General features: G+C 41.9%; 28 protein-coding genes. 9 read left to right on the forward strand and 19 right to left on the reverse strand.

The window, feature by feature from the left end:
* Positions 1-7 precede the first annotated feature (7 nt).
* From P8629_RS01515 to P8629_RS01570, 12 genes are all read right to left on the reverse strand, one after another.
* Positions 8-238 carry a TraR/DksA family transcriptional regulator gene (locus P8629_RS01515; protein ID WP_278163806.1) on the reverse strand — a complete coding sequence of 77 codons (231 nt, stop codon included), beginning with the start codon at positions 236-238 and terminating at the stop codon, positions 8-10.
* 2 nt (positions 239-240) lie between these two features.
* Positions 241-798: a hypothetical protein gene (locus P8629_RS01520; RefSeq protein ID WP_278163807.1), complete on the reverse strand. Its 558-nt coding sequence runs from the start codon at positions 796-798 to the stop codon at positions 241-243.
* Entirely contained in the window at positions 798-1,220 is a 423-nt protein-coding gene (locus tag P8629_RS01525) for a DUF5675 family protein (RefSeq protein WP_278163809.1), read from the reverse strand. The genes P8629_RS01520 and P8629_RS01525 overlap by 1 nt, the downstream gene beginning before the upstream one ends.
* Before the next feature lie 155 nt (positions 1,221-1,375).
* Positions 1,376-2,263 (reverse strand): AAA family ATPase, encoded by an 888-nt coding sequence (locus P8629_RS01530; RefSeq protein ID WP_278163810.1) that lies wholly within the window; start codon positions 2,261-2,263, stop codon positions 1,376-1,378.
* A 13-nt stretch (positions 2,264-2,276) separates the two neighbouring features.
* The gene (locus tag P8629_RS01535; protein ID WP_278163812.1) at positions 2,277-2,705 is read right to left on the reverse strand and encodes a Mor transcription activator family protein; all 429 of its coding nucleotides are present in this window, start codon (positions 2,703-2,705) and stop codon (positions 2,277-2,279) included.
* The gene (locus P8629_RS01540) at positions 2,698-3,201 is read right to left on the reverse strand and encodes a gp16 family protein (RefSeq protein WP_278163814.1); all 504 of its coding nucleotides are present in this window, start codon (positions 3,199-3,201) and stop codon (positions 2,698-2,700) included. Before P8629_RS01540 ends, P8629_RS01535 begins: the two co-directional genes overlap by 8 nt.
* Positions 3,202-3,306: 105 nt before the next feature.
* Positions 3,307-3,543, reverse strand: coding sequence for a hypothetical protein (locus P8629_RS01545; protein ID WP_278163816.1), 237 nt, complete (start codon positions 3,541-3,543; stop codon positions 3,307-3,309).
* A gap of 192 nt (positions 3,544-3,735) precedes the next feature.
* Positions 3,736-4,293 (reverse strand): hypothetical protein, encoded by a 558-nt coding sequence (locus tag P8629_RS01550; RefSeq protein WP_278163818.1) that lies wholly within the window; start codon positions 4,291-4,293, stop codon positions 3,736-3,738.
* A gap of 9 nt (positions 4,294-4,302) precedes the next feature.
* The gene (locus P8629_RS01555) at positions 4,303-4,923 is read right to left on the reverse strand and encodes a DUF3164 family protein (protein ID WP_278163820.1); all 621 of its coding nucleotides are present in this window, start codon (positions 4,921-4,923) and stop codon (positions 4,303-4,305) included.
* A gap of 156 nt (positions 4,924-5,079) precedes the next feature.
* Complete coding sequence (locus P8629_RS01560; RefSeq protein WP_278163822.1) at positions 5,080-5,373, reverse strand: hypothetical protein; 294 nt, start codon at positions 5,371-5,373, stop codon at positions 5,080-5,082.
* Positions 5,374-5,397: 24 nt separating this feature from the next.
* A complete protein-coding gene (locus P8629_RS01565; RefSeq protein WP_278163824.1) occupies positions 5,398-6,348 on the reverse strand; it encodes an AAA family ATPase in 951 nt (316 codons plus the stop codon).
* 62 nt (positions 6,349-6,410) lie between these two features.
* Positions 6,411-8,384 (reverse strand): transposase domain-containing protein, encoded by a 1,974-nt coding sequence (locus P8629_RS01570; protein WP_278163825.1) that lies wholly within the window; start codon positions 8,382-8,384, stop codon positions 6,411-6,413.
* 92 nt (positions 8,385-8,476) lie between these two features.
* Between P8629_RS01570 and P8629_RS01575 the strand changes: the two genes are divergently transcribed.
* Positions 8,477-8,929 (forward strand): hypothetical protein, encoded by a 453-nt coding sequence (locus P8629_RS01575; protein WP_278163826.1) that lies wholly within the window; start codon positions 8,477-8,479, stop codon positions 8,927-8,929.
* 60 nt (positions 8,930-8,989) lie between these two features.
* On the opposite strand, the gene P8629_RS01580 is transcribed toward P8629_RS01575, so the two are convergent.
* Both P8629_RS01580 and P8629_RS01585 read right to left on the reverse strand, forming a co-directional pair.
* Positions 8,990-9,469 (reverse strand): hypothetical protein, encoded by a 480-nt coding sequence (locus tag P8629_RS01580; protein WP_278163828.1) that lies wholly within the window; start codon positions 9,467-9,469, stop codon positions 8,990-8,992.
* Positions 9,470-9,564: 95 nt separating this feature from the next.
* Positions 9,565-9,849 (reverse strand): helix-turn-helix domain-containing protein, encoded by a 285-nt coding sequence (locus P8629_RS01585; RefSeq protein WP_278163830.1) that lies wholly within the window; start codon positions 9,847-9,849, stop codon positions 9,565-9,567.
* A 200-nt stretch (positions 9,850-10,049) separates the two neighbouring features.
* Here P8629_RS01585 and P8629_RS01590 point away from each other — a divergent pair, with 200 nt between their 5' ends.
* A complete protein-coding gene (locus tag P8629_RS01590) occupies positions 10,050-10,727 on the forward strand; it encodes an XRE family transcriptional regulator (protein WP_278163832.1) in 678 nt (225 codons plus the stop codon).
* A 148-nt stretch (positions 10,728-10,875) separates the two neighbouring features.
* Here P8629_RS01590 and P8629_RS01595 read toward each other — a convergent pair whose 3' ends face one another.
* From P8629_RS01595 to P8629_RS01605, 3 genes are all read right to left on the reverse strand, one after another.
* Positions 10,876-11,193, reverse strand: coding sequence for a phage protein Gp27 family protein (locus P8629_RS01595; RefSeq protein WP_278163833.1), 318 nt, complete (start codon positions 11,191-11,193; stop codon positions 10,876-10,878).
* 163 nt (positions 11,194-11,356) lie between these two features.
* A complete protein-coding gene (locus P8629_RS01600; protein WP_278163835.1) occupies positions 11,357-12,451 on the reverse strand; it encodes a CobW family GTP-binding protein in 1,095 nt (364 codons plus the stop codon).
* A gap of 23 nt (positions 12,452-12,474) precedes the next feature.
* Positions 12,475-13,524 carry a GGDEF domain-containing protein gene (locus tag P8629_RS01605; RefSeq protein ID WP_278163837.1) on the reverse strand — a complete coding sequence of 350 codons (1,050 nt, stop codon included), beginning with the start codon at positions 13,522-13,524 and terminating at the stop codon, positions 12,475-12,477.
* Positions 13,525-13,809: 285 nt separating this feature from the next.
* Between P8629_RS01605 and P8629_RS01610 the strand changes: the two genes are divergently transcribed.
* Positions 13,810-14,322, forward strand: coding sequence for a hypothetical protein (locus P8629_RS01610; protein WP_278163838.1), 513 nt, complete (start codon positions 13,810-13,812; stop codon positions 14,320-14,322).
* A 63-nt stretch (positions 14,323-14,385) separates the two neighbouring features.
* Here P8629_RS01610 and P8629_RS01615 read toward each other — a convergent pair whose 3' ends face one another.
* Positions 14,386-14,583, reverse strand: coding sequence for a YgaP family membrane protein (locus tag P8629_RS01615; RefSeq protein WP_278163839.1), 198 nt, complete (start codon positions 14,581-14,583; stop codon positions 14,386-14,388).
* Positions 14,584-14,710: 127 nt separating this feature from the next.
* Between P8629_RS01615 and P8629_RS01620 the strand changes: the two genes are divergently transcribed.
* The 3 genes from P8629_RS01620 (at position 14,711) to rpsI (ending at position 16,172) form a co-directional block, all read left to right on the forward strand.
* Positions 14,711-15,094 (forward strand): winged helix-turn-helix domain-containing protein, encoded by a 384-nt coding sequence (locus tag P8629_RS01620; protein ID WP_278163841.1) that lies wholly within the window; start codon positions 14,711-14,713, stop codon positions 15,092-15,094.
* 243 nt (positions 15,095-15,337) lie between these two features.
* On the forward strand, positions 15,338-15,766 hold the full coding sequence (gene rplM / locus P8629_RS01625; protein ID WP_278163843.1) for a 50S ribosomal protein L13: 429 nt from the start codon (positions 15,338-15,340) through the stop codon (positions 15,764-15,766).
* Positions 15,767-15,779: 13 nt separating this feature from the next.
* On the forward strand, positions 15,780-16,172 hold the full coding sequence (rpsI, locus tag P8629_RS01630; protein ID WP_278163845.1) for a 30S ribosomal protein S9: 393 nt from the start codon (positions 15,780-15,782) through the stop codon (positions 16,170-16,172).
* 150 nt (positions 16,173-16,322) lie between these two features.
* Here the strand turns inward: rpsI and nrdA are convergent, their stop codons facing one another.
* Positions 16,323-18,605 (reverse strand): class 1a ribonucleoside-diphosphate reductase subunit alpha, encoded by a 2,283-nt coding sequence (gene nrdA, locus P8629_RS01635; RefSeq protein ID WP_278163846.1) that lies wholly within the window; start codon positions 18,603-18,605, stop codon positions 16,323-16,325.
* A 641-nt stretch (positions 18,606-19,246) separates the two neighbouring features.
* Here nrdA and P8629_RS01640 point away from each other — a divergent pair.
* From P8629_RS01640 to P8629_RS01650, 3 genes are all read left to right on the forward strand, one after another.
* Complete coding sequence (locus P8629_RS01640; RefSeq protein WP_278163848.1) at positions 19,247-20,275, forward strand: porin; 1,029 nt, start codon at positions 19,247-19,249, stop codon at positions 20,273-20,275.
* 147 nt (positions 20,276-20,422) lie between these two features.
* Positions 20,423-20,905 (forward strand): hypothetical protein, encoded by a 483-nt coding sequence (locus P8629_RS01645; protein ID WP_278163850.1) that lies wholly within the window; start codon positions 20,423-20,425, stop codon positions 20,903-20,905.
* Positions 20,906-21,115: 210 nt separating this feature from the next.
* Complete coding sequence (locus P8629_RS01650; protein WP_278163852.1) at positions 21,116-21,835, forward strand: TorF family putative porin; 720 nt, start codon at positions 21,116-21,118, stop codon at positions 21,833-21,835.
* Positions 21,836-21,924: the final 89 nt, after the last annotated feature.

The raw sequence follows: 21,924 nt of genomic DNA on the forward strand, positions 1-21,924 counted from the left end.
CTCGTAGTTAATATCCATGCTTACCTCGTCTTTCCGATTTTGTTTGGCAGTCAACGCACCGCAGTGTTGTAGGGTTAAGTTGCAATCTTTGTTGTGGGATTGACTCACCGCAGTCTTCACATTCGCGATACTTTGGAACACTCATTAAGGTCTTTCCTTGACGTCGTGACTGAATCACTGCCAGTGATTGCTGGCGTTGCATTTCTTCAAGCTGCTGTGCGCGATCAATTTCGTCCATGCTTAACCCCGCTTGATCGGTCTTGAACCAAACCACCAGGTGACCGCCGTTGTCGCCAAGAAGATGCAAGCATTAACAACATCTCTAAGCATGGCTTGCGCTTCGCTGACATCAAGCCACTGACCGCTGTTCAGCTGCATTAATTGATACGCGATGATCGCCATCAGGATGGCAAAGTAAAGTGTGAGGGTAGGCCGCATCAATCCGCGTATTGCATCCACAAACCCACCGCCGTAAGTCGCTTTATCCATTGCGTAGCTGGATTGAACAAGTGCCATTTCGCCTTGCTCAACATCCGCTGCTGCTTGGGCTTCGGTTGCCATTCTGTTTTGGCTTGCAACAGCAATATCCCGCTTGGTTTCGGCTTCGACTTCTTTCATGCGCAAGCTATGCTCAAGCGTCATCTCTTCCTGGTCCAGCTCGCGCATCTGCAACTCAAATGCTTGCTTGGCTTGCTCGGCTTTGTGGTCTGCCCACATCTTTATTCCTGTCCCAAATAGGCCGAGTATGCCCCCTGATGCCGCTGATCCAATAGCGCCTAAAATTGTTGTAATGTCCATCAGTAAACCTCCAGATAAAAATCTTGTCTTTGAGTTGCGTTGTGTAATTTTCTGAGTGCAGCACGGCTGGCAAGGCCAGCGATTTGACCGCCAATCTTTCCGATACGAGAGCTTGGTAAAAAACAACCCCATGAATCTGTTCGGTAGTTAAGCTCACGATCACCCGCATAGTTGCCGCCGTGAATCAAGATTCCTGTGCGACCTTTAACGCCTGTAATGTGATAAACGTCGTGATATTTTCCAGAGCCAGAACGGGGCAGATATTTAACAAGGTAGCGTCCACGCGGTATGCGTGAAATATTAGGCTGGTTATCCCGTTCCGGGAGTTCCATCATGTAACAGACATGCTGCCCGTCACACACCAATGCACCGGGCGTGCCTTGATCGGTTGAACCTGCTCTGTAAAGTCTTAGTGTTTTCATGCTTCCAGTTTATTGACTGGCGTATAAGAGTGGATATTAAGCGTTTGATAAGATTTTGAAGGGATAGTTTACAACCATTACAACTTGTCAAATCCTTTGTTTATAAGGGTTTTGAAAGATAGTTGTAACAGTTGTAATAGTTGTAGACTTTTTTTCTACAACAATCGGTAGTGAATGGTTTTTCCTTGTTTTTCGCTCTGCCAGTAGATATCTTCAAACTGATCAAGGCGGTCACGTGCGCTCTTATCGTCTTTCTTATATCCACTGGCTTCAAGCAACTCGGTTTTATTAATGCCGGGCCGCAGAGCCAAAATGGTTTTTGTTTGGTTAATAAAGCTTTTGTCTTCGTTGCTTAAACGTGCGGTTTCAATATCGATTGGCATAATACTTAAATCATCTACCTTGATACTCAAAGCGGTATCAACTATCGCGGCACGCTCTTTTTTGACTGTTAAAATCCAGCGAATTTCACCTTCCGGCGATTCAATTTTTGTTAACTGATACATGTTGTCGATGGAGTTTCGAATATTATTCGACCCTTGATAGTTACTGCCGTTCTTGGTGGAGTGATGCAGCACAATAATGGTGGCTCCGGCTTCACGTAGGTTCTTGAGCTTTTCACCCAGCAGCATGGCTTTGGAGTCATTGTTCACGTCACTAAAATCACGCAAGCTGTCCAATACAATGAAAGTGTTTTTAAAGCGACCCGCGATGGCTTGCTCTTCCAGTGCCGTTAGCATTTCCAACGGTTGCATAGGAGTTTTTGAACGGTGGACATAACGCAGGTCTTGACAAGACAAGATTAATTTTTTCTCAACACCACGTTCTTTAAGCACACTCATAGGATTGTCGTAATCCAGATAAATTACATCCATACCAGATAGAGCCGCGAACTTTGCCAACCCCATTGCCGTAAATGTTTTTCCGTGGCCGCCGTCAGCATAGATCATGGTGATTAAATGCTTTGGCAAAAAACCATCAATTAAAAATTCAGTTTTCTGGTTAAAGTCTTCAGGGGTTAATGGGTTTAAAAAATCAAACATGGGTTATAGGTTCTCAAAATAATTTAGGTTGCACTTTGTCATGACGGATCTTTCGTTGTGTTGCCAAAACGTTATGAATACTGACTTCCGATAATTTGTATTTTTTAGACAGTTCCGGAATATTATTACCTGTGAAGTCTTTCCAAATCTGGATGTCACGAATGGCTCGCTCTAGCTTTTCATTTGACGGCAAATAAAAGTTTCTGCCACCAAAGTGAAAGGCAATTGCCGTGACGATAACGGAGGCTAATTCACTTTTATCTGAACCTTGAATGCACGCTTTACGATCAAGCGTCATGCTGATGACATCAAATATTTCGACCAACCGTGCTGGCCAGCGTTGCTTGATGTCTTCAATATCGAGATCATCCGAGTGCTTGAGTATTTCGTCGATGCTTGCGCTGATTTCATCGCCCAATAAATCCAACTGATTTTCAGACATGGTTTTGATCCTCTTTGTCACGTTTATCCAATTCGCGTTTTTGCCATCTTTTCAATGATTCAATAATCATGCTTGCCTCAGGTGCATCGCAAAATTGCGGGGCTTCGTACTGGCCTTTTGTCATGCGTTTGATGTAAGCGCGCAGGGCAACTTCTGAGCTATTCTTAACAATTTTTTGTTCAGCCATCTCAATCCAAAGTGCACGAATTTTGTCGCCTTGGCTTTTGCGGGATCTTTCCATTTCGATCTCGCTTCCTAAAAACGCCACATTATGTGTAGTTGGCTTTCTAGACTTCGGTCCATATTGCTTTTTTCGCTTAGGCTTCCAGCCGAGTTCTTTCATTCGATGAATCACAGCATGTCGGCCTTGAAAGTCGAGATTTGATGATGATTTAACTCCCGCTACATCCTTCAGCATGGCACGGTAAGCATCGTCTTCCATGCCTAGGTCTTTCTTTGCGATGTGAATTTGTGCGAGTTCGCTTTGTCTGCTCATGTCGTTGTCTCTGTTGTCATTTAAAAGAGCACCCTAGGCGGAAAGAATACTTGTGAAATAAAGCCTAAGGCACTCATTTAAATGGCCTGTTTCCAGGCCTGGTGATTATTCATCTCTAAAAACAAATTGATACCACTCAATTGTCTCTTGGTCGACTTCTGATCCGTCTTCAACGTGTTCTTCTAAAAACTCAATGCCACCAATCGCTTCAATAAGCTCTTCAGCAATACTCAAAGCTACATCGTCTCCGTTATAGGCATGCTCACGGATAATCTGAAGGGCGACAAAAACGCCGTTTGCAAAACTGGCTTGGTCGTCATTTTCTTTGTTTTCTGAACTCATACTGCCTCCTTTGTTACTTGGCCGTGTGCGATAAACTTGGCTCCGCACCTGCATTTTTTTCCACTACCAGAAAGTGACCAGTGGTAAGCCCAAACTTCGCTTTGGCAAAATGGGCAGCGTATCAGTGCTCGGCTTTGACCGCATGCTTCTGGGATCATCTTTAAAACGGTGTACTCTTTAGTGACGCTCATATCACACCTCACGGAACTCATAAATTGTGACCGGCACGCACTCCAGTAACGGCTTGCTGTAAATTTTATGGATGCCAACCGTTTCGTGCAGGTCGTTTGCGACACTTTCTGCAATATCTTTAGCTTCATCTATGTCATCAACAACACGTGCAATTTCCCCTGTGCTGCCGAAGTAAATAACAAAGCGGTCTTGGTATTCAGATAAGTCAAAGCCAACCATTTCCGGTGCTTTGTTTTCAGCTTCCCGAGGTGGTTGAGTTTGTTCCGTTTCAAGCTGTTTGACCTTTCTTTCCGGCGCAATCGCACTAGCTTGTTTGACGATCCAGTTTTCACCTTTATCGGTAACCTGGTAACGATATCGATTAAGCTTTTCTTCGTCCGGGACCTTTTCAAGATACTCACCAGTAACCAGAGTGGTTAAGCTATTGTTAAAGAGCTTGCGCTCAATTCCTTCGTGACCATCAATGGTCATTACTTCCCAAATTTCATTGGATGACATGGGAACCCCTTCAAACTTGATGATTCCCATGATTTCTTGTTTCAGCTGTTTTGCTTCCATGATGCTCTCCTAAACTGCTGCAATATCCAGCGGGATGGCTTTGTAGTTTTCACTTGCTCCGATTCGTTCGTAAATGCGGATGTAGCTTTTCGAACCGGCCACCTGAATACTGTCTTTAATAGCTTCCATTGCGTTTTGCCAGCCCGCGTCTTTAATTTCCAGCTTTAAAAGGCTAAAGATTCTCGCCGTGTTGATCTTGCCTTCTTTATCAGTTTGAAAAGCGTGCTCGACCAACGCACGGATGTTGTCATTCGTGCCTTGTGTCCATTTATGAATGCATTCGTCGATGAGTTCTTTGGCCACTTGTAAACGTTCGTCAAACACAAGGTTTTCGCTGATTGCACGTTGAACTTTGTAGCGGCCGTCGTAACTCATAAGGGTGACATTGCCTTTTTGTCCGCCCATTTTGACGTTGTATTTTTCGGCTGATAGATCAATAAATGCTTCGATATCGCCGAAGGTTTTGCTTTTAAAATTCCCGATCGCTTTATTCACTTCTTGCGCGTGACCAATGATCTCTTGAACGAGTTCGTCACGCTGCTTGTCGATGTCGCTGACTAAATTGGTTGGTACCAGCCTGCCAGAGGTGTCTTTCATATAGCCTTCTGGTATTGAGTTTTGCTGTGTCATTTAATAGTGCTCCTCTGAATTTTCGTTTGGGTTATAAGGCTTGTTGAGGTTAAATATTGCAATGGAAAGTACTCCAAATAGGCCGCCGACCATAAAGGCGGCTATTAGACTTAGGGCGTATGCAAGTGTCATAAGACGGCTCCTTCTTTTATGCGTTTAATGGTTTATAACCCAAATCAAGTCGGCAATCGGCTGACCTGCAAAGGTGATTTGCGTTGTCATCATGTTGCTGCCCGTCTGGGTCGCTTTTTCAACGATCTGATGACCAGCTTCCGGTGATTCGATAGTAATAATAGGAAGCTTTGTGCTTTTATCTATCGAAGCGGCTAGAGGGTTAAGCCCTTTTTCGTCACAGTAGGCGATCGCTCTTTGTACGTTGTAAGACTTTGTAATCAACCCGTAGACATTGCGTTTTTGAACCAGGTCTGTGATGTTGTGTTCTGTATTCATGTCGTTCTCCCGTTAATACTGGTATTAAATGCTTGTTTCGGTCAAATTTTGCCAGGCGGACTGAATGTGTCCGACTTCGACGGTTTGGTTTTTTGCGTAAATGGTGGCCATGCGCAGCACCTTTTTCATTTGGCGTAAAGCACCCGGTTGCTTGGCAATTTTGACCAGAAGTTCTTGCTCTGGTTCGCCAAGGTCATAACTTTGTAAAATGGCAAGCACATCCGCTTTTTTGGTTTTATTGAGCTTGACTTGCTTTCCAATACGACTGTATAGCTGAGCGAATTCTTGGGCGCGTCTGGTACCGATCATCTGGTTGCGTACTTTTTCGTTGCCAACTAGGGCGACACCGATATCGGTTTCATCGTGAATACGGCGCACCGTTTCAATGGCGCTCATGCTTAGAAACTGGGCTTCGTCTAAAACAATCAGGCTATCGGTGTTCTTCAGGCTTTTAACAATGTGGCTTTCGAGTAGGTCGACATTGCCGCGTGGGATGTGCATGCCCAGTTGCATGGTAATCGCGCGCAGCACACCACCTTTTGTGGTGTTGTTTGGTGTACATTCGACTAGGTGCACTGATCGGTTATGTTTTTGGTATTCACGGATAGTCGTGGTTTTACCGATGCCGGCACCACCGACGATTAAAGCGATATCTTTGAATTTATGGGCATAGGTCAAAGAGGCGTAAACAGTACTGGAGGTTTGGGTCTGGATAAACTGATCCTGAGTTTCTTCCTGTTTGGTTTGTTGTTTTTCCTGTGCGGCTTCCCAGTTTTTGTACCAGTTGAGCATGCTTTCAACCACACTGGCACGTTTGGGTTGGAAGCTGCCATTAATGAACTTGAACACGTTTGTGCGGCTGATGCCAAGCTGATGACCTAGTTCAGCAGCTGACAATCCTGCTCCTTCGTCATATTCGATTTTGACCGCCTTGCGTGTTTCGATTAATAACTCTTGTGTTTGGGCTTCAGTCATTGATATACTCCTTTTTGTAGAGTGCTAAGGTTCAAAGTTTGGTTGCGGTGAGCCTTAGCGGTTTACTTCATTGCTTCCATCATTTCGATAAAATTCTGTTCATGTTCATTCGGCTTTTCGTCGTCTTCGATATTCATATTTACGACTTTTAAATCACCAAAATGCGGTTTGACGATTTTTGGTTTAGGTGTTTCCGGCGGCTCAGGTGATTCCGGCATCAAGCGGCTGACTTCCATAATGTCCATACGCACTTCGTTTTCTGCGATCTGCTTAGTTGCCTTGATGTTAGAACGACGCAGTTTGTTGAACTCTCGACCCGCGTTTCGGTCTCCAAACCCGACGGCTTCCATACATTCGGCTTCGCACACCATTCGCCCGTCCAAAGTGTAGACATAAACAAGCCCATGCAAGTTGTCTGGGTCAAACCTAACCACAACTTTGTGACCGCGCATTTCCAGCAGTTCGTCTGCGGCGTAACGGTTTCGACCAAGGCCGACACCTGAGCCGACTTCCAGCGTAATCGTGCCGTTTTGCGAGACTTTGACGGCCTCGGCACTCATTAGGAATAAGCGGCGTTGCTCAGCAGTGATCATGCGTGGTTGTGAGTTCTGGAAGCTGTTTTCAAACACTTGGTCAAAGCTGTATTGGCCGCAAGCAATTTCAGTTTTGCGTCCGACCATTGCATTCCAGGCGTGTATTTCGGCTTCAAGTGTCTTGATGAACTTGTCGTATGGCACAGCGCTTGAGGCATAGTTTTCAGGCTTTGCATTCACGTTCGCACCAGTGTAGGCTCCAGAGAAGTCAGGGTGTTTATCGACATATTCACCGAGCCCGCCCACACCGAATGCACGTTCAATGGGTTTGGCCTGACCATGACCTTTGCCAGCGATCACTGTTGTCCAGTGCACTTGAACACCAAGCATGGGGAATAAGCCCATCGGGTCATCTTCTTTAACTTTAAAGCGGTAACGGTTTGGAACACCACCCGTCATCCATTTGTTGGCTGCGGCACGGGTGTTATCAATGGTGGCATGCTCTGGTATGCCGTACTTTTCAACCAAGTCACCAAACGATAGGCGAATAACATCTGTGTGCTCTGTTTCATCCGTGCGCCAGGCGAGGATTTTGCGGCTGTAAATGTCTTGCCAGAACCAAGTCTTGAGCCTGACAATCCGATCATCCGGTAAACGGACAAACACGTTATGCATATAGCCATCTCCGTTGATCCATTGATTAGCGCGTAAATCTCTTACAGTACGCTCAAGCGGTGGATATAAACGTACCAGTGCGCTTTCTCCTTCACGTTTTAAAACGCGAATGGTTGCAGGTATTTTGTTGATGCGACGGCGTACCACGTTATAGCTTGGAACCTTCCATCCGTGTTGTTCTGCGGCACGGGTTAAGCGGTTATAACAAGGCTTTAACATGGGCGCTTCCGGTCTTAAATAATCAGCTTTAATAAAGTCCCAAGCTTCGATTGATAGCTCTGAGCTTTCTCGTTTACCTGTATGACCTGGTACCAGTGCCGCAAGCCAGTCTTGACGCTTATAATTAACCAGGCCTGGCTTGCCCGGTTTGCCATAATAAATATCCCGCAAGGTGCTGAAAGACCATTGCACTTGTTCGGAAACAAGCTTGATGGCTTCACGAAGTGGGACTTCCATTTGATTATGTAGTTGTATAATTTTTATGAACGCGTCAAGCTTTGCTTGCGCGACTTGTTTTTGCTTATCCGGTTTCGATTCGAAGTAAGCCCACAGGCTGTTCGCGTCATAGGTAAAAGCCACCTCATCTTCAGCTCTGGAAGTCTGCTTACGGTTACTCTCTGGTTTAGCTTGTTTTTCCTCAGCCAAAATAAGAGCTGTCTGTGTTGAAACAGGAAGGGAGTTGATGTGATATTCTTTGCCACCGCCTTTTCCTTTTCTTTTTTGCCATTGCCAATTTTCTTTAGCGGCTTTGGCTTTCACGTTTTGTTGAGTGGCTGGCAACCCAGGTAACCCAGCCAATTCTTTTGCACTGAAATATTCTTTACTCATAGCGCATTAACCTTATGAATAGGGTGGAGACATTGACCTTTGTTAGAATAGAAATCGCCAAACAACCATCCAAAACCAAAGGAGCCTCCATAATGAAAAACGTTAATAATGAATTTGCATATCCAGCTATGTCTTTAAAAGACTTAAACTGTCTAACCCAAAACGCATCGCTATATGTATTTTCGCCCACACAAATTTTTGAAGAATTTATGGGGTTAATCGATAGCTGGGGGCTGCCTGATACAGGAATGATCTCAACTAATAGTGATAAGGAATGGGAAAAACTCATGATTAAGATTGTTCCGTTTTTGAGCCAGCAAAATGATAACGAGTGGGTTGACGATCTGTCGCTGAACGAGTTGAACATGTTGGCTTATCAGCACAATCGCGTCTTGGCAGGCCTAAAAAGGCTCGACGAATCCAACCCTGTAGATTCATCTCCCAGCGGCGTGCTTTTGCCACTTGAGAAAAATGCCAGAATTGAAATGTTGTTGGCCTCTGCCAGCATTCCCCTGGCTTGGGTAAAAGGCATTCACTTGTTTTAAAACGATAGCGTTTTATGCTTCCTGCTTGCATTGCTTTGTTTTTACAATCAGTAAGTGGGTTCATTCGCTTTCTCCAAAATCTAATTCAGGAATATTTACTTTCTGTACATTCTCACGGTGGTAGGCCAAATCACTCATTGAGCGTGTGAGTGCTGCCACCGTCTCTTGTGCTTCCGCCTCTCCGGCGGCAAACTTAATCAATAAACTCATTGCATTATTAAATGCGCCTTGCATCTCAATGACGCTGACGTCTTTCAGTGCTTTTCCAGTGGGGATATCAATCAGCAGCTTGTTGTCACTGCTGGCTAAATACACACTCACAAAATTCGCACCGCATACATATTCAAAGCTATGCAGCTTATGCACAGGCATGGAACCGTTCTTCATCCACTTATATAAAAGTGATTCATCGTCCAAGCCCATTAATTCCGCAATGCGTGCCACGCTTAAATTACGCTTGGCCTTGCCATGCTCTTTCACCAACCAGAAAGCTTCCTGCAAACTGGTGGCACATGCTTTTTTCCAATTGATATAGCTCACTGGAATTCCCTTAAAAACTTATTTCCAAACAAACTGCTGGCACAGCAGCATAAAAATTGAGATGCTGTAAAAAACACGGAGGATAAACCCATGATTTATGCAACTAAACCAGTGGCTTCAGCTTTCTGGCGCAATTCAGCTTCAGCCCGCGCTTTTCTTACCTGCTTAGGATCGTCGGCATATTCAGGTCGCTCAGGGAATACCTCTTCGACAGGTAGTCCCAAAGCGTCTGCAACGAATCTCGCAGTCACGCGACCAGACGCCTGTCGATGGCAAATTCGAGACACAGCTGTACCAGTTGAGTGTCCAAGGGCACGACCAATCGCTGCGAAACTCAGGTCTTTCTCCTTAAGAGATTTTCGGATTTCTTCCCCAGTCATGGTATGATTTCCTTTTTATTGCGTTTGTATATGTGTTTATGTATTTATTTGTGTTTATTATGAACTCGTTTAGGTGCAAATGCAAGCATTCAAGTTTAATTTTTTTCGTTTAATGAACTTATTCAAGTTAATTTATTTAAAATCAATAACTTATATTTAACTTGAACGTGTTCATTAAACTTGAATAAAGGCATTCAAGTATGAAGGGTGAACATGAACGTTTTTGTGACAGGCTAAAGCTCGCCATGGGAGAGCAAAGCGGGAGATCTCTGGCCTTAAAGTCAGATATGTCTCCTACTGTTGTGGCCAAATATATAAACGGGGAATCTACGCCGAATGTGGAGCGCTTGGTCGCACTGGCACGAGCGTTAAATGTATCAGTTGAATGGTTAGCGACAGGGGATGGTGATACAGCACCATCCGGTTGCTCGATAAACGAAGCGGCTGGTAATCTCGATACCGATGAGTTTGCGAAAGTTAATTTATACGATGCAGAAGTGTCTATGGGCTCTGGGTCTTGGAGTGAAGACGACAGGGTGATTCATCCGATCGCGTTTCGACGCGATTGGTTAAAGTCGCAAAGCCTTGATCCAAACAAGTGTGCAGCCATACTCGCTCGTGGCGACAGTATGGAACCAACAATTGTCGATGGTGCAACACTGTTGATTGATTTGGCGGATAACACGATTTCGAGAGATGGTGTTTATGTGATTAGGTTTGATGGCCACTTGCTTGCCAAGCGCTTACAACGAAGCTTTGATGGAAGTGTGTTTATTAAAAGCGACAACCCTGTCTATGAAAAAGTTCATGTTGCTTCAAGTCAGGTAAATGATATTAATATCGTAGGTCGTGTAGTTTGGTATGCATCCGTAATATAAGCGTTCAATTTGAACGCGCTTTTGTACGTGTCGCAAATCAAAAACAAAAAAGCACCGATATCATGCAATTTGCAAAAAATGTCGCAAACCTAAATTGTGATCGGTTTACTGCATGGTGTTGCTCTTAATCGTGCTGGTTAAATTCCCATTATTGAACAAGAACCTTCCCAGAAATAAGAGCAAGGATTTCCGCTTCTCGCTGTTTGAGTTCTTTTAACTCATCAAACAAAAGTTGTAATTCTGCATCACCGCCATTAGTTTGCATGCTTGCTCCGAAAATCTGGCTGCTGTCATCCTCTTGGAGTTTTTGCAAATAGCGGCCTACGGCTGACTTTGAGACGTTATAACCTTGTTTGTTTATCCAGCGAGTCAGCTCTAATATAGTGGATGCCCCCGTTTTCACCTTGGCTGAAATTTGGTGTTTAATTTCTGGTGGAAGTTTTTCAACAGTAGATTTTCTACCCATTTTATTAACCCGATATTTGTCTCGATATTTCCCATTATATTACGGCGATAGATTGAAAATCAAAATACCACCTAATACCGCCAAATACCAAAATATCCCGGAATTATTTCTAATGGTATAATGTCGCAAACCTAGTGATTACTTACAGCCGATGTAAATATAATTAAGCGCTGGGTTGTATGCAATCAAGTAAGGCGGTTTCAAAGCTTTCAAAGTCAAAGTTACTGTTCTGGTCTAAAAGAAGTTCCAGACGACTGTCTTTTCGGTAGGCAATGAGTTCTCGTGTGATGGTGTTGTGCACGAACTGAAAAAGCATTCTTGCCGTGGTGCCGACACGAAAAATCCCTTTAGCGCGTTTTATTATTGGGGGTGAAATTTGATTAGCAGTTTCCGTTGAATGAACAGTAAAAAGGCCTTCGGATAGGTCTTCAAACAGCTTTAAAAGTTTAGACCAGTTAAAACAAATGTCATCATTAAAAATCCAGCCAATCGCCTGAGTATTAAGCTGTGTCTGATAACTGCGTTCAAGCAGTCCAGGTAATTCGACAGGGGAGTAAGGCAACTCTGTTTTGGTTTTAGAAATGATTTGTTTGTGTTGGTGGCGTATCAATGTATAGGGTGACACCTTTTGCGCGACAGTATAGGCTGAGGAGTGAAAGTGTGGATGATATAAGTACTTTGAGGAAATATCTGCTTGCTCAGTCACAACAATCGCTTTTTTGGGTGGGTATAGATTCTCAACATAGCTTTTTAACTGGTCAGTTTGTTCAAGACTGGCCAAGTCTACCTTGTTTAGCACGATGATATCGGCCATGGTTAACATACTCTGCAAAATCGCTAAAGATTCTAGTTCTTCTATACGGGTGTGTGCGATATCAAATACAGAAAAAAGGCTGTGAACATCACAAATCGATTGAAGCTTGGCTTGTTTGAAGATATCGACCAAACTTTCAGGTTCGCCCAATCCGGTGGGTTCAATTAGAATCCGATCGGGTTGGTGTGTTTGGATAATCTCTAATATGGCTGCTTCAAGCTCCCCTTGAGCGGTACAACAAATGCAACCACCTGGTAGTTGTTTAACTAGAATATCGTCGTTTTGGCTACTTAAAATAGGCCCGTCAATACCAACAGCGCCAAACTCATTAACCAGTAATACCCAGGTTTCATTCGGCGGTTGCTGCTTGATTAGTTGTCGGAGCAAAGTGGTTTTACCGGCTCCGAGTTGACCAGAGATGATGTTAAGTGCGGTTTTTGACATTATGCAAAATACGGCAGTGAAGATTATAAGCTAGCTTCGCCATGTACCCGGTTGCGACCTTTTGATTTAGCCATATAAAGACATTTATCGGCGCGCGTAAAGAGTGAGTCTAATGTTTCATTAAGTTGGTACATAGCAACACCAATAGAAACAGTGAGGGTGATGGGGTTTGTATTATTTTTCACATGTAATGGACGCGCGGCGATTTTTTCACGAATGGTATTCGCCAGTTTTATCGCTGAGTCATAACTGGTGTTGGGCAGGATGGCAACAAACTCTTCGCCACCAATACGTGCAATCGAATCTTTCCCTTTGGTTTCATTATGCAGGCTTTTAGCGAGATATCTTAAGATGCTGTCACCGACTAAATGCCCATAGGTGTCATTGACCTTTTTAAAAAAGTCGATATCTAAAAGTAACAGTGCAAAACTACTTTGGTTTTTATTGGCTTCTGCCATCATGTTTTCAATGATTTCATGAAAGCCACGGCGATTAGGGATGTTTGTCAGCTCGTCTGTTTTGGCAATGGCAGTCGCTTTATCCAGTTCTTTTTTGAGCCGTATAATTTCAGTGCTGGATTCATGAATTTGTTCTTGCAGCGCATCCGTTTCAGATTGATAAGATTTTATCGCAGGCAATACATTTGATTTCAGTCGGTCCATCATCTCTTGTGCGGTGCTTAGCTGTGAAACCTGTTCTACTTCAGCGTTAATTTTATCTGACTTACTTTGCGCGGCTTTAATCCAGTTATCGACATAAAGAATTAAATTATTCACAATTTCTGAAAACTCTTCAGAATGTAAACTGTGGCTGATGATTTCACTCCAAAGAGCGTTAAACATCACGCGAGCAGAATCATCGTTATAGGTATTAAATTGCAGCGCGTGCTCAACCTGTTCTGCGATATTGGGGTTAATGGATGTTAAGAGTTCAAAGAAAAGTGTGAAGTGAATCGGGTTAGCACTAACATCATGATGTTTTAGTTTTTCTAACGTTTGTTCTGCTAATGCATGCGCTTCTTCTGTGGTGAAATTGTATCGACAAGCAGATTGAATTAATTTCGATGACTTCATGGATAACCTAAATTTTTTGTGGAGTGCTGTCTTCTATTTTTATATTTCTTAATATTATAGACTTATTTAAGGTCACCTCCCTAATCAAAACTGTTTTTTTTATAAGGCCATTTAGTTTTTTTGAATAAAATTACACCGGTTTCATTTTTTTGTCATTTTTCATTCACATGGCTGTTATGTGTGGCTTTTAGAATAACCGAGTAATTTTTTTAAACCTGAGAGAGTTAAATCATGAAGAAACTATTCGTTGTAATGATGGCGGTCGGTGTTTTATCGGCTTGTTCAATGATCCCTGAAAATAAATCTGACAGTAAATCAACACAAAGCGAAGCTACGCAAGCGGTTAATAATGACCTGTATATTGCTTTTTACGATGGCAGAATGAATATTTTTTACGATGGTGAACTATATAAAAAGTTTTTAGAACACGGTGAAACCGCTTATCGTCGTACGTTCATTGGAGCGGGCCCTAACGGTGAAACAGTTGTTTACGGTTTAACGAAAAAAGATAAAAAGAAAACAACTAATCCTGCTGAAGAAATGATGTCTGGAAAGTTAAAAGCGTCTGATGATTTTTACGGTGAAGTCTTTAAACAAGAAGAAAACCGTTTTTATGTATTCTCTGATTGGGAAGACTTTGATAAGTATGTCAAAACTGGAGCCGACAACTTACGATTCAGCGATATTGCATCTGGTCCTCACGGAGAAACCGTTATTTATGTTTTAAATGAAGAAAACAAGAAAAAACGACCTGTTAAAACAATGGCAAAATTTAAAGCATTTCATGGTTTAAAATAAGCCTTAAAGAATAAGCTGGAAACAAAAAAGCCAGACAATGTCTGGCTTTTTTATGTCTGAAAATTATTTTTTAACTTGTTCAGGGAGTGTGCAAGTTTGAATTCCCAGCAAGCTGTAAATAGGACACCATCTAATAAGTCCGGTTGCTAATGGGATAATCCCAATATAAGCCCAAACGCCCAAAATATTTGTCGCAGCTAAGACAATAAGTAATGCCCCTACGACGATTCTTAACCAGCGATCTACAGTTCCAACATTCATTTCATACCCCCTAAGGTTAGTTAGTTGATGATGTTAACGTTATAATAAGCGTAATTTAGTTTGATATTACAAAATCATTGTTATTCTAATTCATATAAAAATCAACTAAACATAGGTAATTTTCTTTATGTCTTCTTCTGAAAAGCTCACGCAACCGAAACTTCCTGGAGAAGGGTATGCGCAAAATATTCGCGCTCGTTTTTGGTTGACCGGAAAGTCGGGTGCTTACGCGGGCATCGGACGAATAACTTTACTGGAAAAGATTCATGAGCGAGGATCTATTAACCAGGCGGCGAAAGAGATGCAAATGTCTTATAAAAAAGCCTGGAAGTTGATTGATGAAATGAACCAGATGTTCGACGAGCCTTTGGTACTGAAAGAACATGGTGGTAAATCCGGCGGGGGAACTCAGCTCACTTCAAAAGGGCGATGGGTGGTTGCTGAGTTTCGACAGCTTGAAAAGAAACTGATTGCTTTTTTACAAAAAGAATCAGAAAAACTGGGGTTTTAAGAGATTAAACGAAGGTTATGAATGACTTAAGGTGCAATGTGATTTGATTAAAAAAATGCACTGATTGGATATTTTATCTTTTATCGTATTAATATTGGGTAAACGCTTGACTTTATAGAGAAAGTCTCTAAAATCCCATCCTTTAATCCTTACCCCTCCTTATTGCCCGTTAAACAGTAAGTTGATTATTTGATTTAATCAAATAGTTGTAATGGATTAGTTATTTATTTTTAGGACAAAGTTATGAAAACATTTGTTGCAAAACCAGCTGAAGTAAAACGTGACTGGTATATTGTTGACGCTGAAGGTAAAACTTTAGGTCGTATGGCTGCAGAAATTGCAGCACGTTTACGTGGTAAGCACAAGCCAGAATATACTCCGCATGTTGATTGTGGTGATTATATTGTGGTGATCAATGCTGAGAAAATTGCCTTAACAGGTAATAAGCGTAAAAACAAAATGTACCATCACGTAACAGGGTATGTTGGTAACTTAAAATCAACAAACTTTGAAACGCTTGTTGGTAGCAAGCCGACTCGTCCAGTTGAGTTTGCCATTAAGGGAATGTTGCCTCGTGGTCCTCTAGGCCGTGCAATGTTGAAAAAACTGAAAGTGTATGAAGGTGCTGAGCATCCTCATACTGCACAACAACCTAAAGAACTAGACTTGTAAGAGGGATTTGATAATGGCAACAGAACAATATTACGGAACAGGTCGTCGTAAAAACTCAGTAGCTCGCGTATTTTTACGTGCAGGTTCTGGGAAAATGACAGTAAATGGTCGAGACGTGACTGAGTACTTTGCTCGTGAAACAGACTTGATGGTGATTAATCAACCTTTAGAAGCGACAGAAAACGTTGAAAAGTTTGATGTAACAATCACTGTGACAGGTGGTGGGACTACTGGTCAAGCCGGTGCGGTTCGTCATGGTATTTCACGTGCATTAGTTGTATTCAATGAAGACAACCGTTCTACTTTACGTCAGCGTGGGTTATTGACTCGTGATGCACGTCAGGTTGAGCGTAAGAAAGTTGGTCTACGTAAAGCACGTCGTCGTCCACAGTTCTCAAAACGTTAAGATTTACTTCTCGTTTTCGAGTCCAAAAAAACCCGCTTTTGCGGGTTTTTTTATATCTGCTGAAAATATTACTGATCTGATAGGGTTACCAGACATAAAAAAAGCGCCATAGGCGCCTTTATTTTTTTAAATTATTGGAGCTAGTTAGGTCTAAAGCTTACAAGCACCCCCTGCACATCCATCATCTTCATGTGAATCATCCGCACCATCACGGGTGTTGTGATAATAAAGGGTTTTTAAACCTACTTTATACGCATAAAGTAAGTCTTGTAACACCAGTTTGATCGGAACACGTCCATCTTCAAATTTAACAGGATCGTAGTTCGTGTTGGCTGAGATTGCCTGATCCACAAACTTCTGCATGATACCGACAAGTTGTAGATACCCTTTGTTGTCAGGGATTTGCCACAGTAACTCATATTGGTCACGATATTCTTTAAAACCGGGTACAACTTGTTTCAAGATTCCGTCTTTAGATGCTTTAACAGAAACATAACCGCGCGGTGGTTCAATACCGTTGGTTGAGTTGGTGATTTGTGAAGAGGTTTCACAAGGCATTAAAGCGGTCATGGTAGAGTTTCTTAAACCATGTTGCTGTATTTCACTTCTAAGCGTTTCCCAGTCATAATGTAGCGGTTCACTACAAAATTCATCCAGTTCTTTCTTATAAGTGTCAATTGGTAGAATGCCTTGAGCATATTTAGTGTCGTCAAAGAAATCACACTTGCCATATTCTTTAGCCAGGTTTAAAGAAGCAGTTAATAAGTAATATTGAATTGCTTCAAATGCTTTGTGCACAATGCTGTTGGCTGAACCATCTGAGTATTTCACGTGATTTTTTGCTAAATAATAAGCTAAGTTAGTCACCCCAACCCCTAGAGTACGTCGTCCCATACTTGCTTTGCGTGCGGCTTCTACTGGGTAATCCTGATAGTCCAATAAACTATCTAAAGCGCGAACAATAAGGTCTGACAAATCTTCTAGCTCATCTAAGTTTTCGATTGCCCCTAAGTTGAATGCCGATAAGGTACACAAGGCAATTTCACCGTCTGGGTCGTCCGACGAGTTTAAAGGGTGAGTCGGAAGTGTGATTTCCAAGCATAGATTTGATTGGTGAATCGGCGCTTTTTTAGGATCAAAGGAACTGTGCGTATTGGAATGATCTACATTCTGAATATAAATTCGACCCGTTTGAGCACGTTCTTGAGCAACCTGAGTAAACAGGTCAACGGCTTTCATACTTTTTTTGCGAATCGTGTCATCGGCTTCATAGATTTTATAGAGACGTTCAAACTCTTCTTGATCTTCAAAGAAAGCATCATAGAGTCCCGGCACATCAGACGGGCTGAACAAAGTAATGTTACCGCCTTCAATCATACGCTGATACATCAATTTATTGACTTGTACCCCATAATCTAGATGGCGAGCTCGGTTTTCTTCTACGCCACGGTTGTTTTTGAGGACAATTAATGACTCGACTTCTAAATGCCAAATAGGATAGAACAGGGTTGCCGCACCCCCTCTGACACCGCCTTGAGAGCATGACTTAACTGCTGTTTGGAAGTGTTTTATAAATGGAATCATACCGGTGTGATAGGCTTCGCCACCTCGGATTTCACTACCAAGAGCTCGGATTTGTCCAACATTGACACCGATACCCGCTCTTTGCGAAACATACTTCACAATAGAGGAGGAGGTTGCGTTAATTGAATCTAAAGAGTCTCCGCATTCGATTAATACGCAGGAACTGAATTGGCGCGTTGGCGTACGCACGCCAGACATGATCGGTGTCGGTAATGATAATTTAAAGTTAGATGCGGCATCATAAAAGCGTTTTACGTAATCCAATCTGGTTTTGCCTGGCTCAGCCTCGTTTGGATAATGTGCAAATAAACTCATAGGGATCAGCATATAGATGAACTGCGGGCTTTCATAAATCTTTCCGGTAACGCGGTTTTGAACCAGGTATTTCCCTTCAAGCTGTTTGACAGCAGCATAGCTGAAATTCATGTCGCGGTCATGCTGGATGTAGCTGTCCAGTTCATCAAACTCTGCTTTGGTGTAGTCGTCCTGGATTTGAGCGTCATACAGGCGATTGCTTACCATTTTATTGACGTGTTCAAATAAGGTAGGAGGAGTAAAGCGGTCGAACGCTTTCTTGCGTAAGTGGAAAATAGCAAGCCGAGCAGCCAGATGTTGATAATCCGGTGCATTTTCTGAAATTAAGTCCGCTGCTGATTTAATGATGGTCTCATGGATATCCGATGTTTTCATGCCGTCGTAAAATTGGATGTGAGATCTCAGTTCAACTTCCGATACGGAAACATTTTCCAGGCCCTCTGCAGCCCAGGTAATGACGCGGTGAATTTTTTCTAAATCGAGCGGCTCTGTTTCGCCGTTGCGTTTGGCAACATTCATGGTTTCAGTAGACATAATTTGCAATCTTTATTTATTTCAGTTGTTTAAGTGAGTATCGTCTAGTAGGACTTCAATAAGTTCGATTAACATAGTGTGCTTGTTTTTGTGTTTATATACTATATGTAGTTAAGCAATCAAAATCCTTAACAAAATATAGTGCAAACAGCATTTTAAATCAAGCTTAAAAAAAGCCAATTTCATGAATTATTTTTAAGTATTCCATTCAAAAATTTGATAGTAGAGAAGAGGTGTTTGGCTGAAGCCACCTATAATTAAAGGTGAGGGTTTTTACTTAGGTGGTTTTGCGACTCTTTAATGAGTTGATTATTATGCTTGGGTATTAAAATGCTGCTGATTTTTTTATGAAAAAATGGAAAGTTTATAAGGCATAATTTTTGCCATGAAAAAATTGATGTAAATCAATTGTGATTAAGCTATTAATAAACTACTTTCCGGCCCCTTGTTCATGGGAAAAGGCAAGAAAATTCTAATAAGTAATCACTCTTATTGTGTGGTAAAAAAACAACACATGTAATTTTTGTTGTTTTTTTTTGAAAAAAGGTTGCACACCCTAGTAAAACTCAATATAGTTGCCAACAAGTTCACGTTATCAGTGAGCAAGTTTTTAAAACTAACTATTAATAGGGAACTATTACATGAAAAAGAATATTATCGCTCTAGCAGTTGCATCTGCTATCGCCGCGCCAGTAGCAATGGCTGACGCTCCTACTGTATATGGTAAACTTAACCAAGCATTAGAGTCTGTATCAGAAAATGGTATCCAGGTAAACTCTCGTGCTTCACGTTTAGGTGTTAAAGGGTCTTCTGATTTAGGGAACGGTCTAAAAGCAGTTTATAAAGTTGAATTCAGTGTTGGTATGGCTGATGGTTCTGCAATTGGTAACCGTAACCAGTACGCTGGTCTAGCGGGTGGTTTCGGGACAGTATTGATGGGTCGTCATGACACACCAATGAAAATGATCCAGTCAAAAGATCTATTTAACGATTCTCATTACGGTGATGACCGTCGTTTCAACGGTGGTATTGGTTATCTGAACCGCTCTGGTGAAGTACGTGCAAACAACGTATTAGCGTATGTTTCACCTTCTTTTGGTGGTGTTAAGCTGATTGCAGCAGGTGTAACTGAAGCTCAAGATAATGCTACTGCGGGAACTACAAACAAAGATAGTTCACTTACGAATGTTATGTCTTTTGCAGCGGCTTACGGTTCTAAGAAGAAAGGTCTTTATTTAGCAGCAGCTTATAATACTTTTGATAAGAAAACTGGTGTAGATGGTAGTGAAACACGTGTAACAGCACAGTATGTTGTTGCAGGTTTACTAGCAAACGTTTCTTATAACAATGCTGATCTTAAGAGAACTCCTGGTTCTTCAGTTGCTTTCACAAAAGCTTCTACTATTTCAGCAAATATTGGTTACAAAATGGGTAACCTAATGCCTAAAGTTAAGTTTGCAACCATTGATTATGATAAGACAGTACAGTCTAAAGACTCTACGTCAATGGCCGTTGGTGTTGATTACAAGCTTGGTAAGAAAACCACAACTTATGCTGAGTACTTAACAGTAGATAAGTATAACCGTCAAGGTGCTAACTTTAACTCTACTACTATTGCGAATGGTAAATCTACAGATGTTATCTCTGTTGGTTTAATCCACAAGTTCTAATTTAATTGCTTGCGTTAGCAAGTCATTAAGTTAAATTTGAAAGCCCTGCTTATGCGGGGCTTTTTTGTTCCTACTATCGATAAAAATGGATAAGATAGTCTTGTGTATTTTTATCAGTAGTCAGAAGTGTTAAGAAGGATGTAGTTCATGTCTAAAAGAAAGTGTCAGCCTTGTACTGCTTGTTGTGATGGTTGGGTGCAAATAACTGTTAAAGGCTGTGAAGCCTATCCTGGTCATCCTTGCCCGCATAGCACGGGAAAAGGGTGTGATGATTATGAAAATCGTCCGGTCAGCCCGTGTCGCGAATTTGAATGTGCCTGGGTCAGGCCTGGGAGTTTTTTGCCTGAAGATTTTCGACCTGATGAATGTGGTGCCTTAGTCATTGATCATATTTTGAAGTGGCAAGGATTGGTGGTGGACTTAGCGGTTCCAGTGGGGCGAGAAATTCCTGAAAAGACATTGCAATGGTTGATGCAGCATGCAGAACAAACCATGCGCCCTTTAATTTATCAAATGCAAGACCCTGATTCGACAGAGCTTGAAAAAAATCCATTAACCTTGGCTTACGGTCCACCGGCTTTTCAGGAGTGGGTGCTTGAGCAACAGGCTCAGGGAGTGAAGTTATGGTAATGCTTACGAAATGATTGAGATGGTGCAAAAATAATATTCTGGTGCAAAATATGACAGAAATATAAAGCAATATTGATCTAATGTTTGGTTTATTGATAGGTTTTTGAGTTAAGCTGTTGTTTTTAAAGTTTAATTCTTTTGTTGGTACGCTACTTTCTTTAAAGTAGTTGATTTTATTAAGTCATTATTCGTTAAACTTGGAGTATAAAAATGAAAAAAACATTTTCTGTTAAATCGTTATTAGTTTCTATGGCCATCGCTTCTTCTGCTGCTTTATCTGTTGCACCTGCAACTACGCAAGCGGGCGTGACTGGAAACATGGGCGCGGTCTCCACTTATGTGTTCCGTGGTGTGTATCAAACGGGTGCAGCAGGTCAAGGTGGGATTGATTATGAATCAGACTCTGGTGTTTATGTCGGGACTTGGTTATCTAACGTTGATACTGGTGGTGCTAAAAGTCAACACGGTTTAGAGTATGATCTTTATGGCGGTTGGGCAGGTACTGCTGGTGGTGTTGATTTAGGTGTTGGTTATGCAGGGTATTTTTATACAAACGGTTTTGACCAAATGTATAACGAGTTGAATCTGTCAGCTGGTTTTGGTGGTGTAACCATTGCCTTTAACCCAGGTGTTTATGATAAACCAGATGCAAAAGGGCATTCTACAACAAACTATTACAATGCTAATGTTAGTGGTGATATCGGTCCGATCTCTGCGACTTTAGGGTATAACGACTGGGATACATCAACCGGATCAACTAAAAGTGGTGCAGTAAACACTTATGTTGAATTGTCTTATTCAAAAGAATTGACTAAAGGACTTGATGGTTCTATCACGTATATGGGTAGCCAAGCTGAAGATGCAGCAGGTAAAAGTGACATTCAAAACTATTTAGTATTTGGTGTGACTTCAACATTCGATATTATGTAATTTATTTTCCTCCTTATAGTTAGTTAGATTTAGCGGGCATTTGCCCGCTTTTTTTGTTTATGTTCTTCTGCTTTTTGTTTTAAACTAAT

This window comes from Hydrogenovibrio sp. 3SP14C1, from assembly GCF_029625905.1.
Classification (GTDB): Bacteria; Pseudomonadota; Gammaproteobacteria; order Thiomicrospirales; family Thiomicrospiraceae; genus Hydrogenovibrio.